The organism is Paenibacillus sp. EB106-06-01-XG199, assembly GCF_058791575.1.
In genome coordinates, this window is record NZ_JBYTDQ010000002.1 from 861,856 (window position 1) to 875,143 (window position 13,288).

At 52.7% G+C, this 13,288-nt stretch carries 12 protein-coding genes; 6 read left to right on the forward strand and 6 right to left on the reverse strand.

The genetic code is table 11. The features are described 5' to 3' along the window. Positions 1–199: 199 nt before the first annotated feature. The 3 genes from AC3WT9_RS09870 (at position 200) to AC3WT9_RS09880 (ending at position 4,245) form a co-directional block, all read left to right on the forward strand. Positions 200–1,942 carry a DEAD/DEAH box helicase gene (locus AC3WT9_RS09870; protein WP_341378189.1) on the forward strand — a complete coding sequence of 581 codons (1,743 nt, stop codon included), beginning with the start codon at positions 200–202 and terminating at the stop codon, positions 1,940–1,942. Then, positions 1,942–3,021 (forward strand): YqhG family protein, encoded by a 1,080-nt coding sequence (locus AC3WT9_RS09875; RefSeq protein WP_341091972.1) that lies wholly within the window; start codon positions 1,942–1,944, stop codon positions 3,019–3,021. The genes AC3WT9_RS09870 and AC3WT9_RS09875 overlap by 1 nt, the downstream gene beginning before the upstream one ends. Before the next feature lie 159 nt (positions 3,022–3,180). Beyond that, a complete protein-coding gene (locus AC3WT9_RS09880; RefSeq protein ID WP_341091971.1) occupies positions 3,181–4,245 on the forward strand; it encodes a hypothetical protein in 1,065 nt (354 codons plus the stop codon). 141 nt (positions 4,246–4,386) lie between these two features. On the opposite strand, the gene AC3WT9_RS09885 is transcribed toward AC3WT9_RS09880, so the two are convergent. Continuing rightward, positions 4,387–4,575, reverse strand: a complete 189-nt coding sequence (locus tag AC3WT9_RS09885; protein ID WP_341091969.1) for a YqzE family protein — start codon at positions 4,573–4,575, stop codon at positions 4,387–4,389. A 208-nt stretch (positions 4,576–4,783) separates the two neighbouring features. Between AC3WT9_RS09885 and AC3WT9_RS09890 the strand changes: the two genes are divergently transcribed. Further along, positions 4,784–5,569 carry an N-acetylmuramoyl-L-alanine amidase family protein gene (locus AC3WT9_RS09890; RefSeq protein WP_341091968.1) on the forward strand — a complete coding sequence of 262 codons (786 nt, stop codon included), beginning with the start codon at positions 4,784–4,786 and terminating at the stop codon, positions 5,567–5,569. On the opposite strand, the gene AC3WT9_RS09895 is transcribed toward AC3WT9_RS09890, so the two are convergent. The 3 genes from AC3WT9_RS09895 to AC3WT9_RS09905 form a co-directional block, all read right to left on the reverse strand. Further along, a complete protein-coding gene (locus tag AC3WT9_RS09895) occupies positions 5,556–6,494 on the reverse strand; it encodes a divergent polysaccharide deacetylase family protein (protein WP_342481649.1) in 939 nt (312 codons plus the stop codon). The two genes, AC3WT9_RS09890 and AC3WT9_RS09895, sit on opposite strands and share 14 nt — an antisense overlap. A 97-nt stretch (positions 6,495–6,591) precedes the next feature. Beyond that, positions 6,592–7,686, reverse strand: a complete 1,095-nt coding sequence (locus AC3WT9_RS09900) for a glycerol dehydrogenase (protein ID WP_341091963.1) — start codon at positions 7,684–7,686, stop codon at positions 6,592–6,594. A gap of 203 nt (positions 7,687–7,889) precedes the next feature. After that, positions 7,890–8,324 carry a MerR family transcriptional regulator gene (locus AC3WT9_RS09905; RefSeq protein ID WP_342481647.1) on the reverse strand — a complete coding sequence of 145 codons (435 nt, stop codon included), beginning with the start codon at positions 8,322–8,324 and terminating at the stop codon, positions 7,890–7,892. 234 nt (positions 8,325–8,558) lie between these two features. On the opposite strand from AC3WT9_RS09905, the gene AC3WT9_RS09910 reads away from it, so the two are divergent. Continuing rightward, positions 8,559–9,416: an SDR family NAD(P)-dependent oxidoreductase gene (locus AC3WT9_RS09910; RefSeq protein ID WP_492407553.1), complete on the forward strand. Its 858-nt coding sequence runs from the start codon at positions 8,559–8,561 to the stop codon at positions 9,414–9,416. Positions 9,417–9,518: 102 nt separating this feature from the next. On the opposite strand, the gene AC3WT9_RS09915 is transcribed toward AC3WT9_RS09910, so the two are convergent. Continuing rightward, entirely contained in the window at positions 9,519–10,448 is a 930-nt protein-coding gene (locus AC3WT9_RS09915; RefSeq protein WP_341091958.1) for a hypothetical protein, read from the reverse strand. A 563-nt stretch (positions 10,449–11,011) separates the two neighbouring features. On the opposite strand from AC3WT9_RS09915, the gene AC3WT9_RS09920 reads away from it, so the two are divergent. Then, positions 11,012–11,854, forward strand: a complete 843-nt coding sequence (locus AC3WT9_RS09920) for a YihY/virulence factor BrkB family protein (RefSeq protein ID WP_341091956.1) — start codon at positions 11,012–11,014, stop codon at positions 11,852–11,854. Positions 11,855–11,876: 22 nt separating this feature from the next. Here AC3WT9_RS09920 and AC3WT9_RS09925 read toward each other — a convergent pair whose 3' ends face one another. Further along, complete coding sequence (locus tag AC3WT9_RS09925) at positions 11,877–13,268, reverse strand: FAD-dependent oxidoreductase (RefSeq protein ID WP_492407554.1); 1,392 nt, start codon at positions 13,266–13,268, stop codon at positions 11,877–11,879. Positions 13,269–13,288: the final 20 nt, after the last annotated feature.

Consider the following 13,288-nt stretch of genomic DNA (forward strand, 5'->3'; position numbering starts at 1 on the left):
AATCGGCATCCATGACGCATTTTCTCACTCTTGCTCGTTTTTTTATAAAATCAGAAACTAAAAGTTTCATCTGCGGGTGAGTGAATCTTTAATATGCGCAACTCTTTAGCAATCCATATCAGGTTATGAATTCTCTCTTTTACGCGCATACTACTTCTACGCTAGTTCGATATGATACAGCGCCGGAGGAGGCTGCAACATGACGCAATTATCCCGCAATTCCCTGACGCAAGAGGTCAATGCACCCGCACCGCAGCTGCCTGTTCCCCTATCCTTTGAGCGAAACTGGCTGCATGATCTGGAGTCGAGACTGGAGAAAGGCGGGCCTTGGGGAGACCTGAGGTTATCCCGGCTTGCCGTGCAGGGTGAAGAATCGGGCCTTGTCACCAGCTTCGACGAGCTGCAATGCCTGAAGCATTTGTCAGGACTGTCTCCGCTTCCCCACCAGCTTGATACCGCTCATAAGGTACTCTTTGAAATGTCGGGCCGGGCGATTCTCGCCGACGAAGTCGGACTCGGCAAAACGATCGAAGCCGGTCTCGTGCTTAAGGAATATTTGGTACGCGGACTGGTAAGCAAAGTGCTGATTCTGGTTCCCGCCTCGCTCGTCCTGCAGTGGGTACGCGAGCTGAACGCCAAGTTCGGCATAACTGCCGTAGCACAGAAGAAGACCTATTCCTGGGGAAACGACATTGTGGTCGCTTCCATGGACACCGCCAAACGTGATCCGCATAAAGAACTGCTGCTCGGCTGCGAATACGACATGCTGATTATCGACGAGGCCCATAAGCTGAAGAACAAGAAGTCCACCAACTACCAGTTCGTTCAGCAGCTGCGCAAAAAGTACTGCCTGCTGCTCACCGCCACCCCTGTACAGAATGACCTCGGCGAGCTGTTCAACCTGATCACCCTGCTGAAGCCGGGGCAGCTTGGCAATCAGGGGGATTTTGCCGCTAATTTCGTCGTGGACAAACGCCAGCCGAAGAATGAAGTCCAGCTGAGGGGCGAGCTGTCTAAAGTCATGATCCGCAACCGCCGCGGCGAGGGCCCGGTCAACTTCACCAAGCGCAAGGTCCGCAATATACCGCTCACGCTCTCACCGGAAGAGAAGGTATTATATGACGGCGTTACCGCCTTTGTCAAAGACCAATATCAGGAATCAGGCGGCAATCTCAGCAGCATGCTTTCTCTGGTTACGCTTCAGCGTGAGGTATGCAGCAGCCGCGATGCTGTATTCATTACCTTGGTGAACCTAATCAAAAAGCTGCCTGCCGATTCTCCGAAACGGGAGCGGATGATGGAGCTGCTGCAGAGCATCCGCACCGTCAAGACGAATACCAAAGCGGAGAAAACGATGGAGCTGATCCGTGAAATGAACGAAAAGGTTATTGTCTTCACTGAATACCGCGCCACGCAGGAATATCTGCTGCAATACTTCCGTGAACACGGGCTGCAGTGTGTGTCATACTCCGGAGGGATGAACCGCGGCAAGAAGGACTGGATGATGGATCTCTTTCGTGGACGGGCCCAGGTGATGATTGCTACGGAGGCCGGCGGTGAGGGCATCAATCTGCAGTTCTGCCACCATATGATCAATTTCGATCTGCCGTGGAACCCGATGCGGGTCGAGCAGCGGATCGGCCGGGTCCACCGTCTGGGCCAGGAGAACGACGTGGTCATCTACAACCTCTCCACAGAAGGTACGATTGAAGAGCATATTCTGCATCTGCTGCATGAGAAAATCAACATGTTCGAGATGGTCATCGGGGGTCTTGATGTGATCCTGGAACGTTTCGAGAAAAAGGAATCGCTGGAGAAAAGCCTTTATAAAATCATGCTTGAAGCCCGCAGCGACGAGGAGCTGCGCAGCGGACTTGACCACATCGGCGAATCCATCAGCGAGCTGACCCAAGGCATACAGAATGAAAGCGAGGCCACCTGATGACCCTTTCTCCGCAACAAGTCCGCAAGCATGTCATGGATTATCTGGAAGCAACGGAGTGCTCGATCCTTGAGGTATCTCCGCTGCATGTGACGGTGAAGCTCTCGCCGCGCGCCGACCGGATGCTCACCGACCGGCCCTATTATTGGGGGTTCGTGGAGCGCACCGGCGTCGATCCGGAGACGCTGTCGTTCACCTTCGTCTTCGACCCGGAGAAGTACGACAGCTTGGCCGCGCAGGCTGCTCCTCCGCCCCGGGCACAACGGGGCGTGGCAAACCGCCCTGCGGCCGGGCTTCTGCCGGGCGCAGGCGGCAGCCTTGGCGCGGCAGAGATGGAAGCAGGCGCGGACAGCCCGGCGGCCGGTTTCGGGCAGCCGCCATCCGCAGGGGCGGCTCCCGCTGAAGCAGACCCGCAGGACGGCATTCTCGCCCGCTACTTTGGCGTTGTGCCGGTACTGCCGCGGATCGGCCCGGGCATGATCCGCCGTGAGGATATAGTATACGGCAGCAAGCGGCTGAAGCAGATCTGGGCCGCCGCGCGTGATGAGGGAAAATGTCTGCAGCTGTTTGAAGACCCGGGAAGCAGACAGCGGATGACGCTGTTCTCTGCGGCCTATGAACCGTGGCTAGGCGTCTGTTACAAAGTGGAGATGACTTGCGATCTGAAGCGGGAAGAGCTGCATTTTATCGGAATTTCCTTAACCAGCGGGGTCATTACCGCCGACTTTGGCACGAGGCTGAATACACGGGAATTAACTCCCCGCTTGCCGGAGAATATTCACATCCAGCCCTCAGAGCTTACAATTGCCGCCGGGGCCGACCGGCTGGAGGCTTATTTGACTTCACAGCTCGCAAAACTGGACTACAGCTGGGCGGAGGAAGCCCGGGAAAGGCTGCGGCTTGAGCTGAGCATCGTAGACATTTATTATGAGGAGCTGCTCAAAGAGCAGGACGAAGAGAAGCGGCTGGCGATCCAGGAGCAATATAACCGCCGCCGGAAGGAGACCTCCTGGCAATACGAGCCGCAGGTTGCAGTTTCTGCCGTAACCTACGGACTGTTTCATCTGCGCAGCACATAGAATGCGACCCTGCTCGCTAAAAGCAGGCAAAAAAACAGTGGAATTCCCGCAACCCGGCGGACAGCATGCAACACCCTTTTTAGAGCTTGTCCGCTACAATTAATTTATACCCGTTCCATGAAGATGATTTGATTTGGACCAAGAAAGGTGAACGACGACATGACTATAAAATCAAGGCGGAAGGCCGTGCCTGGTCGTCGCGGCCGCTTCCTCCTCATTCTGTGCCTCTGCACAATCGGGCTGTCGGCAAGCTCTGCCTTTCCGGCTGCCTATGCCGCTAAGGACACCCGCGTCACTGTCACACAAGCAGTCTCCCCTGATGTGCTGGCCTCACTTGTAATCAAGGTGCAACCATCAACGGAATCGCTGCAGGACTTCACCAAGCTGACCATCCGCAAGCTGTCCGCCGATGCTCCCTTCACAAGCTGGAAAGAAGCCCGTACCGACTATTATCCGCTGGGACCGGGCACACATAGCTGGCTTGTTAATATCATGGACGGCGGGCAGCGCATCGGATACCTGATTGTCTCGGCTACAGAGCAAGGCGGTTATATGCTTAGCGAATACGGAACCGGAACCTCCGGGCTGCCTTACAGCTTGACCGATCTGCGCCAGTTTCTGGTGCAGGAGGAACTCATCTCTTCAGATTATTCAGGAAAGCTTGAACTGACGGCTCTTTACGCCTCTTTGCTCCCGGTGTGGAAATTAACCCTCGACCATACGGATATATATATCAATGCTTCGGTACCGCAAGTTCTGCCGTGGGGTTCAGACAAAGCAGAAGAGGTCCTGAAGGTACAGCTAGATGGAGTCAATACAATCTCCGGGCTGGACTCCGGCTGGTCTCCCCTGCAGACCTACCGGAGTGAAGGTCTGGATGATCCATACGCTGATTTACAGTGGCTGACCAGCCCCAAGCTGAAGCTGGACAGCGCAGAAAACTTCACTATTCTGCTGATTCAAAATGGCAGTCTCGTCTTTCAGTCAGCTGGCAGGAACGATACGACCGGAGCGCCTTTTATGATTACGGGGTATCAGCGCTGGCTGCCTGCCGGTTCCAGCGGGAACAAAACCGGCAGCAGTCCGGCCATCGTCTATGCCGCTGCGGGTCCGAAAGGCAAACGTTACCTCCCTCTCTCAGCTCTTCAAAAAAGCGGTACCCTGCACCAGCTGCCTCTAGCCGGCAAAACAGTGATCGGTACGCTTACAAATTCTAAGCGTTAAAGTAACCCATTGTAAGTACAACGTCTTTCCCGCGGGCATGCAACAAAACAACCTTCCACAGTGCCATATACAGGGCACCTTGGAAGGTTGTTTTCAGTTCAAGCTGTATGCGATTTGCCGGTACTACTAGTTGCAACCTGATCACTTCCTGTCGTTCCGGCTCCATTTGCTCCGCCAGATCGACCAGCCGAGCGGCAGCATGCCGAACCATTTCTCTGCCCACGGCTCTTTCTCGGCCTTTCGCCGCGCCCGGCTGGCACGAGGGTCCTCCATATAAACGACTACCTTTTCCGTAATATACTTCACAAGTTCATCACCGCTGGAAGCCATTTCGCCACCTCCTCAAACTGAATGCTGAATTTGGGCACTCACCTTTGACTTCTGTCTTCTGTCTGGATATCCATGTTCCTAGTGTGCTCTTGAACAGCTATATCTAAACCGTGAAGCTGCTTTTCGTATAGGTTTGCCTGTTCCAGCACAATCTAACAAAGTACCCAGTCCGGTCAAAAGATCATTACCGCACGAGGAGGTCATCCACTTGAACTACTTGATGTACTTGAAGTACCTGAACCCAACCAGAACCCAAACCACCCGGGGAAGCGGTACACTGCGCCGGCTGTTCGTTATCGTGTCATCCGCCCTGCTGCTTATGCTTCCCCTGGGAGATGCGGGAATTGTGCAGGCGTCACCGGTGCCTTCAGGAGCCGCGGCGAAAGAAGAGCGCCAGCATATGCTCGGCCATGATCAACGGATCATTCTGATTGATGCCGGGCATGGGGGAATTGACGGGGGGACATCATATGGCAATATCCTCGAGAAAGATATCACTCTTGCCATCTCCCGCCGGCTGTTCCTGCTGCTGCGCAGTGACGGCTTTGATGCGATCCTTAACCGGACCGGTGACTATGCCCCCAGCGATGATAACCGCTGGCTGCGCAGCTCCTCCCGCCATTTGCGGGACCTTGCCCAGCGCAAGGAGCTGGCTGAGACGCTTCCGGCAAATGTCGTGGTCAGCATTCATATTAACTGGGCCGCTTCACCTTCCAAACACGGACCGCTTGTGCTGTACCGTCAGGAGGGACGCAGCTTCCTGCTGGCGAGATCCATTCAGAACCAGCTCAATCATCTCTATGATGTGAAAGCCAGCCCGTTACGGGGCAAGCCGTTTTATCTGCTCAATAAAATAACCGCCACAACAGTGATTGTTGAGGCGGGTTTTGTGAGCAGCCCGACCGACCGCGAGAAGCTTTGCAGTCCGAAAGGACAAGAGGAAATTGCCGAAGCGATTGCTAACGGTATTGCCGCGTATCTTATGGAGGTGTAAGCTGCGAATTCCATTGCCATTCGTCCCGGACCAGTTCGGAAATGCCTACAAACTCGACACTGTCCTTTGTTTCGGCAATGCCGCTGCGGATGCCCGCAGCGGTCTCTTTGCCCTGGATACCAACATGGCCGATTGCTATACAGTAGTTCTGGTTCAAAGCCCTTTCCTGCACCAGCCGCATTTGCTTCACGACATGACTTGCCGTATGAACATCGTCCAGAAAGATATGATTCTCCACGGGCGGGAGTCCGATCTTCCGGGCCATTCTGCCGGCTACCGAACGGTAATTCGTATGGCTGTCCACAAAAAACAATCCGCGTTCCTTGCATACCGCCAGCACGATGCCCATTACCCGCTCATCACCGGTCACCTTTGAGCCCATGTGATTGTTAATTCCAACGGCAAAAGGAACATTGTCCAGTGCAGCCTCGACCTGCTTGCGTACCTCGGCATCGCTCATCCGGGTCAGAACCGCACCCGGGCCCAGCCACTCGGGTTTGCCTTGCTTCGGTTCCATCGGCAAATGCACCAGCACATCGAAGCCCTGCTCATGTGCGCGCCGTGCATCCTTCTCTGTAGTCGATAGAAACGGCATTACGGCAACAGTGATCTTAACCGGCAATTCCAACATTTCCTCCGTACCACGCATGTCATTGCCGAAATCATCGACAATGATGGCTATCCTGCTGCGGGCTGGTTGTTTAATCTCCTGCTGTCCTTCAGCCTTAGCACTGCCGATAACGGCGGGTTCGGCAAGGACGGCTGAAGACACTACAGACCGGCTGCCCCTGGCGTGATGTGAAACTGAACCAGCAGATGTTTCGTGCGCAGTGGCAGCGGGCGGAACCAGCGCCGGCATCAATGCGACAACGGCAATAATTAGATACAGAATGGTGCGTTTGCCCGTATGATTGCTCCTTTTCAAGAGGATCTCCTCCTTCGTGCTATGTTGCCATTGTTCTCATTGTTTGGAACCTGAAGGAGAAATATGTACGGGACAGGTACGCAATAATTAACAATCGTTATCCGGCCTGCTGCCCCCGGCGGTCAGCGGCAATGATCGCATCAAATACATCCTGCGGGGATACCTCAAACGGCATATTTGCCATCGGGCTGTCTGCCTCACAGCTGGCTTGGGCCGCAGCCATAAGTTTCCCCGGCTCCATCTCAGAAAGGCCCATTTCCTTAAGCGTTACAGGCAGGTCCACCTCCCGGCAGAAAGCAACAACGGCAGCGATCTCCTCCTCCGCTGCATGCTCCAGCATCAGCTGCGCCAGCGTGGCGAACGCCACCTTTTCCCCGTGAAGCATATGCCGGCATTCCTCAAGCACAGTCAGTCCGTTATGAATGGCATGGGCGGCGGCAAGTCCGCCGCTCTCAAAGCCGATGCCGCTAAGGTAAATATTCGCTTCCACGATATGGCCGACAGCCGCCGAGGCTATTCCTTGGCGGGCATCCTCTAATGCCTCAGCTCCTTCAGCAAGAAGCGTATCCAGACAAGCACGCGCCAGCGCATATGCGGCGATCGAGCTCTGTCCCCCTGCATGGGTCACAGCGCCGGAATTACGGCAAGCCCTCGCTTCAAAAAAAGTGGACAACGCATCGCCCATTCCTGCCGCCAGCAATCTCGGAGGGGCTTTAGCAATAATATCTACGTCGGCGATTACGGCATTGGGACTTTGCAGCAGAGGGAGATAGCAGTCAAACTCGCCCTCCTCCGAATAAAGTACCGACAATGCGCTGCAGGGCGCATCCGTAGAAGCCACTGTCGGAACAATGACCACCGGCAATCCGGTATAACGGCTGACGGCTTTGGCCGTGTCCAGTGTTTTGCCGCCGCCGATGCCCAGAATTATACCTGTAGCGTTCAAGTCCAGCTCCGCAACAATTTGCTCCACCAGCTTTAGACAACATTCTCCCTTGAACTCACGCTGAACAAGCGGCATAGACTCAGCGTCAAAGCTGCTGACGATATCATTTCCGTAGGTAGCGAGGATGTAAGGATCTACAATGGCATAAGCCCCTGTGGCTCCCATTTGTGTGCAATAAGCACCCAGCTTTGAGATTTCACCGCCGCCTTGAATATATTTTGACGGGGAATAGATGATTTGATTCATATAAAGTTCCTCCTTTTTCCAATCCTTATCAGTTTAAGGAAGAACCCGCCGCCCGGCAAGGACAAAGCAGACATCCTCTGCACTTTTCTAATCCCCACGGTATATGCAATCTGCTCATGCCAAAGAGCGCTCCCCTAAGATTCCAGAAACGCTCCATTGTATAGATCGAGTTAAAACCTGTTCAATTTTGAAGTTGTATAAGCTTAAATTTTCCGGACAGGCATACGTTTGACATCCCCGGTCAGCGTGCATTCCTGTTTGCCAAAGTTGCTCTGAGTGATCTTGGTATCAATCAGGTCCACGATTTGCTGCAGCGAAGCAATCTGGTTCAGTATTTTCTGTCTATGAATCTGAATCATTGCATACAGCTCCGGGTATTCAGCAAGATTGGAATCCAGCGACAGGTCAAGATATGGCCGCATATCATCCAGGGACATTCCCGTTTTTTTCAGACAGGTGATCAGCTTCATGGTTTCGATATCTCCATCACTGTACACCCGGTGGCTGTTCCCTTTGCGCTGTGCCCGGGGCAGCAGTCCGATCTTCTCATAATAACGGATTGTGTCCTCCGTGATTCCCGTCAGCTCAGAGGCCACTTTAATGGAGTAGCCCTTGATCATTGCGTTAACCTCACTCATGCTGCCACCTCCGTTTTCTTATTTTTATATTGTATAACCTGGAGTCAGCTCCAAGTCAACGTTTATTTCACGGCAACCTGCCCTTATCTGCTGCCCTGTTTCAAGGATTTTGAATAACGTCAAAAAATACAGTCAAACCTCCTTGACTTGGAGTCGGCTCCAAGTTATACAATGAGCGCATCATCAACCGTCAGGCCTAAGACCACTATTACTGAACTTTGAGGAGAGATTACTATGACAACACAAACACAGCGCGGAATCGCGCTGATTACAGGAGCCAACAACGGAATTGGCCTGGAATTGACCCGCAAACTGCTGGGTGAAGGCTGGGAGGTGATCGCACTTATCCGCTCTGGATTTCCCGAAGAAGATGCCCCTATCCTTGAAGCACTAAGCAGCAAGCGGGTGCGGATTTATAAGGCGGACCTTGCAGATTTTCATAGTCTGGGAAAAGCGCTCGGGGAGGTTGTGGCGGCTGAACCCCGGATTGATCTGCTGTTCAACAACGCCGGCGGCAGCTTTGCCGAATTGAGTTATTCCAAGCAGGGGCGGGAGCTGCACTTTGAGCTGCAAACAGTGGTCCCCTACATTATAATGATGGAACTAAAAGTGCTGCTCCTGAAAGGAACTCATAAAACGGTGATCAATACTGCCTCCAATGCGGTTCTGACACTGAAGGAATTTAATCCGGATACCCTGGAGCGTCCAGCATCCTTCAAAAAATTCGGCCCCTACGCTACTTCCAAAATGGCGCTTTCACTCTGGACCAAAGAAATCTCCACACAGCTAGCCGCTGAAGGAATAATGATCCGCAGCGCAGACCCGGGGGGCAATAATACGATCCGCAGCGGCAAAAAATCGGGTTTACCTTTTTATCTGAAGCCGATTATCAAGCTGTTCTTCCCTCATCCCAGCTACGGGGCCGGTCTGCTGTACAAAGCGGCTTTCGGCAGGCACAGCCATGTGCCCGGAGTATTTCTCGTCAAAGACGAGGTGAGCAACCTGAAGTTCGCCTCCGAGAGCCGCAAGGTTCTGGAAAAAGTGCAGGCCATTTATGAACATGAGTATGTTCCTGCCTACAGCAACTCTTGATAATGTGGGGTGGCTAACTAATTGTAGTACAACCAAAATTATTGCATTTTTCATTTTAGGAGGTCAGTTCGACTGATTTACCATATCCTCATCACAATCCTTTTAGCCGCCCAATCCTTTAAATGCGCGCAGCAGCAGCAAATTTTCAATCGCAATACTCGCTTTCCACCAGTTTTCGGCGACTGCAAATTCTTTCTCATAAGCAGCCCAGCTCCAGGTCAAATTCCAAACTCCCTCCGGATTTCGGGTGCTCAGTATGTAGTCCAGCTCTTGTTGAACCAGCGCTGCGTGATCCGCGGCACCCAAACTATCCGGTGTTTTGATAAATGCAGAAGGTCTGCAGCTGTATCCGTTCCAATCCCCGGCTCCGCGTGCCAGCAGCACTGCGATTTGGGCTCTGGCAGCTACTATTAGCTGCGGATAAGCGAAATGCTCCTCGACCTTAGCGGCAGAGATACACTCCAGCATCGTGAGCACACATATCAGCGGATGCATCTCTATATCGGGATGCTCCAGAAACCTGCCTGCCAAGTCTTTGGCAATTTGCATGCCTTGTTCATAGAGCCGGCTATCTCTGTCGGCAAATTTGAGGATTGCCCCAGCCAGAATTGCTGTCGGATTATACATACTGCGGGCGGTGCTGTTCGAATCCGTATGCCACCATGGGGCATGAGGGTAATCATTATTGGAGTCCACTACATTCCTCCAGATACCTTCATCCATCTCCGCTCCACTGTCCAGATACCTCATCATCCCTTGAACGATCGGATGGGTCCGGTCATCAAAATGAACCTCCAGCAGCTTCTCTACCGCTGTCGCTGTCTGAATCGGTGTGGAGTTCGGATTCCAGGAGTCGGCTTCAAGCGCATGTCCAAAACCGCCGTCTTCATTCTGATAAGCAGATAAGGCCTCCAACACTGCGGACAAAGGCCCTTCTTCGAAATGGAACCTCCATCTGGCGAGATCCAAAGGGCGGGCATTGCGGTAAAACCAGCTGCGAATTCTGTTGTAATCCGTAAGCGGCAAACTCATTATGATTCTCCTTCCGGTAATTAGATCGGCCTGTAAGTCCTTGGTGCTAAAGTATATACTTGTATTAAACAAAACCCGCTATGTAGATAGCTATGACATCACTCATTATTTTTACAATGACGTACAATCTCTATTTCTGGGTCCTAAAGGATACATTGATATTACACTTGTGGTTTAAGAAGTTGATAACGGCTATATCCTTACTGCTTGTATTACCGTTGTCCACAACAAATATCTATGCGGCCACTCCGCTCCATATCGTGGCGAATTCAGTTGATTATTCTGCATCTCAATTTATGATTAAGGAAAATCATGTTTATTGCAGAGAAGTCTATTTACTGGGATAAGGAGTCGAACAAAATAACGGTAGCGGGTAAAATAAGCTATTGAGCGATAACCGCCGCAGACTATGTTCCACCTCTTGTCTAATCCACAATTTGGAGTTTCCGCTTTGGTTCAGCCTCTGCCCCTAAGGCATACCGTTGGAAAATTTGCGGTTATGTTAATATTAAAAAATATGTACATGCATAACATAAAAGAAAAAGCGGGTAGAGGAGTGAACTATGAACAAGACTAAGGATGCCGCAGGTGTGTTCTCTTTGATGAAGCAGCTGTTCCAAAAAATCAAACTCGACGATGTGCAGGGTATCAGTGCGCAGTTGACTTATTATCTGATCCTCTCCCTGTTTCCTTTCCTGATCTTTATTATGACACTGATCGGTTACGCCCATATTTCTATCGAGGACAGGATTGCGGAGCTGCAGCAGATCATGCCTGCCGAAGCCGTCTCTATTATTGAAGAGATTCTGCAGGATGTATCCGAGGGACGGAGTGAGGCCCTGCTGTCCTTCGGGATGCTGGCCACGCTGTGGGCTGCCTCCAAGGGCATCAATGCCATCATCAAAGGGCTTAACCGCGCCTACGATATTGATGAGAGCAGGGTGTTCTGGAAAATACGGGGGATTGCTTTCCTGGCCACCATGATCATTGGTGTTGTTGTTCTGCTCAGCATTCTGCTGCTCGTACTGGGGAGCTGGCTGAAGACACAGATTTTTCTGCTCGCTGATCTGCCTTACGGGCTGCAGAAGGTATGGGATCTGCTGCAATATATCGTCCCGCTGTTCGTGCTGTTCGTCGTGTTCACTCTGCTCTACTGGATTGCACCCAGCCGGAGGCTTACGCTAAAAGAGGTTATGCCCGGCGCGATGTTCTCCACCATCGGCTGGATCATAACCTCCATTCTCTTCTCCATTTACGTCAACCAGTTCAGCGATTTCACCAAAACCTACGGAAGTCTCGGAGGCGTCATGATCCTGCTGATCTGGCTGTACATCAGTTCAATCATTATACTGGTCGGCGGCGAGATCAACGCGCTCCTGTTCAATCGCAGGCCCATCCGCAAATAGATTCCGGTGAGGCTGAGGCATTTTAGACTACACCATTCTTCGCTTCATCGTGCGGTTTGGCGGAGTCTGCCCCGGCTATCTCGGGAAGGTATGCTCCTTCTTCTTGCAGACGTCTGCGCAAGGTAGGGATATCCACCGCATGCACGTCATTGTCAGGAAGCTTCACTGCCAGTGCTGCGGCAATCCCGGCGGCTTCGCCCATGGCCAGACAGACCGGCATCACCCTGACACTGCCTTGGACCTCGCGCACACAGGAGATGGAACGCCCGGCGACCAGGACGTTTCTCAACGTCCGCGGGGTCAAACAACGGTAAGGAATGCCATGCGATTCGCCCGGACCGTAACGTTTAATGACTTCCTGCTTGCCTCCAGCCTGCTTCTCTTCCTTTTCCGTCCCATGGATATCAATGAAATAGCTATTGCGGCAGATTTCATCCGCGAAGCTGCGTCGGTTCACATAATCCTCCACACTTAGTACGTAATCCCCGGTAATTCTTCTTGTCTCACGCACTCCCATTAACGAACCTGTACTGGCCACAAAAGAGCTGCCGAAGGATGCCGGCATAAACTCGGCAAGCGCCTCCCTGTAAACTGCGGCAAGTTTCCTTCCCTGCATCAGTGCAGCCGATACCGAAAAGGCATCCGTGTTGTCCACTTCCCATAAATGGCCGGCGTTAAAGCCTACCGTACGGGGAGCAATCATATTGTTGCAGATATGCGAATCCGGGATCATCGGATATTTGCCGGACCGCAGAATGTCATAGATCGGACTGGTTTTATTATTGCCATGCAGCAGCGGTCCGTTCAGATAAGCATATTCATCCACATTCCCGAGGTTGAAGCAGTGCGTGGCCGGCATGAGGTCACCGGTTCCGGTATCGCCCTTGAGGTATTCCGCCCCTGCCCAAGCCGCAACATCGGCATCTCCTGTACAGTCGATATATACCTTGGCCTGCATAGCCTGCAGGCCGCTTTTGCTGGCCGTAATCAGTGCTTCCACCCTGCCGTCTTCACCGGTTTCCACAGAGCCAAGCAGGGTCTGGAACAATACAGTTACACCAGCTTCTTGAACCAGCTCATCATAGATGACCTTCAGCTTCTCCGGTTCAATCGGCACCCAGTCCATGGCATCCTTGTCAACATGCGGCATCTGAGCTTTCAGGGCTTCAAATACTTTCATCGCCAGCCCTCTATAGATGATGGTCTCCATGTCGGAGAATGGACACCATGCCGGCACCAGTCCCGAGGTTCCCATTCCGCCAAGGCTTCCCGTCGCTTCAATCAGCAGTGTTCTTGCCCCTTCACGCGCGGCGGCGGCGGCGGCCGTGCAGCCCGCAGGGCCGCCGCCCACAACGATCACATCCCAGTTGTCCTGGAGCGGAACTTTATTGCTCCGCATCCTGTAGGTTTTCATTCTATTTTCCTCCAAACACT

Excerpts from the sequence above, each read along its gene's own strand:
- AC3WT9_RS09925 (WP_492407554.1), bottom strand. The coding sequence starts at position 13,268 with ATGAAAACCTACAGGATGCGGAGCAATAAAGTTCCGCTCCAGGACAAC.
- AC3WT9_RS09885 (WP_341091969.1), bottom strand. The coding sequence starts at position 4,575 with ATGGCTTCCAGCGGTGATGAACTTGTGAAGTATATTACGGAAAAGGTA.
- AC3WT9_RS09915 (WP_341091958.1), bottom strand. The coding sequence starts at position 10,448 with ATGAGTTTGCCGCTTACGGATTACAACAGAATTCGCAGCTGGTTTTAC.
- AC3WT9_RS09900 (WP_341091963.1), bottom strand. The coding sequence starts at position 7,686 with ATGAATCAAATCATCTATTCCCCGTCAAAATATATTCAAGGCGGCGGT.
- AC3WT9_RS09905 (WP_342481647.1), bottom strand. The coding sequence starts at position 8,324 with ATGAGTGAGGTTAACGCAATGATCAAGGGCTACTCCATTAAAGTGGCC.
- AC3WT9_RS09910 (WP_492407553.1), top strand. The coding sequence starts at position 8,559 with ATGACAACACAAACACAGCGCGGAATCGCGCTGATTACAGGAGCCAAC.
- AC3WT9_RS09880 (WP_341091971.1), top strand. The coding sequence starts at position 3,181 with ATGACTATAAAATCAAGGCGGAAGGCCGTGCCTGGTCGTCGCGGCCGC.
- AC3WT9_RS09870 (WP_341378189.1), top strand. The coding sequence starts at position 200 with ATGACGCAATTATCCCGCAATTCCCTGACGCAAGAGGTCAATGCACCC.
- AC3WT9_RS09920 (WP_341091956.1), top strand. The coding sequence starts at position 11,012 with ATGAACAAGACTAAGGATGCCGCAGGTGTGTTCTCTTTGATGAAGCAG.
- AC3WT9_RS09875 (WP_341091972.1), top strand. The coding sequence starts at position 1,942 with ATGACCCTTTCTCCGCAACAAGTCCGCAAGCATGTCATGGATTATCTG.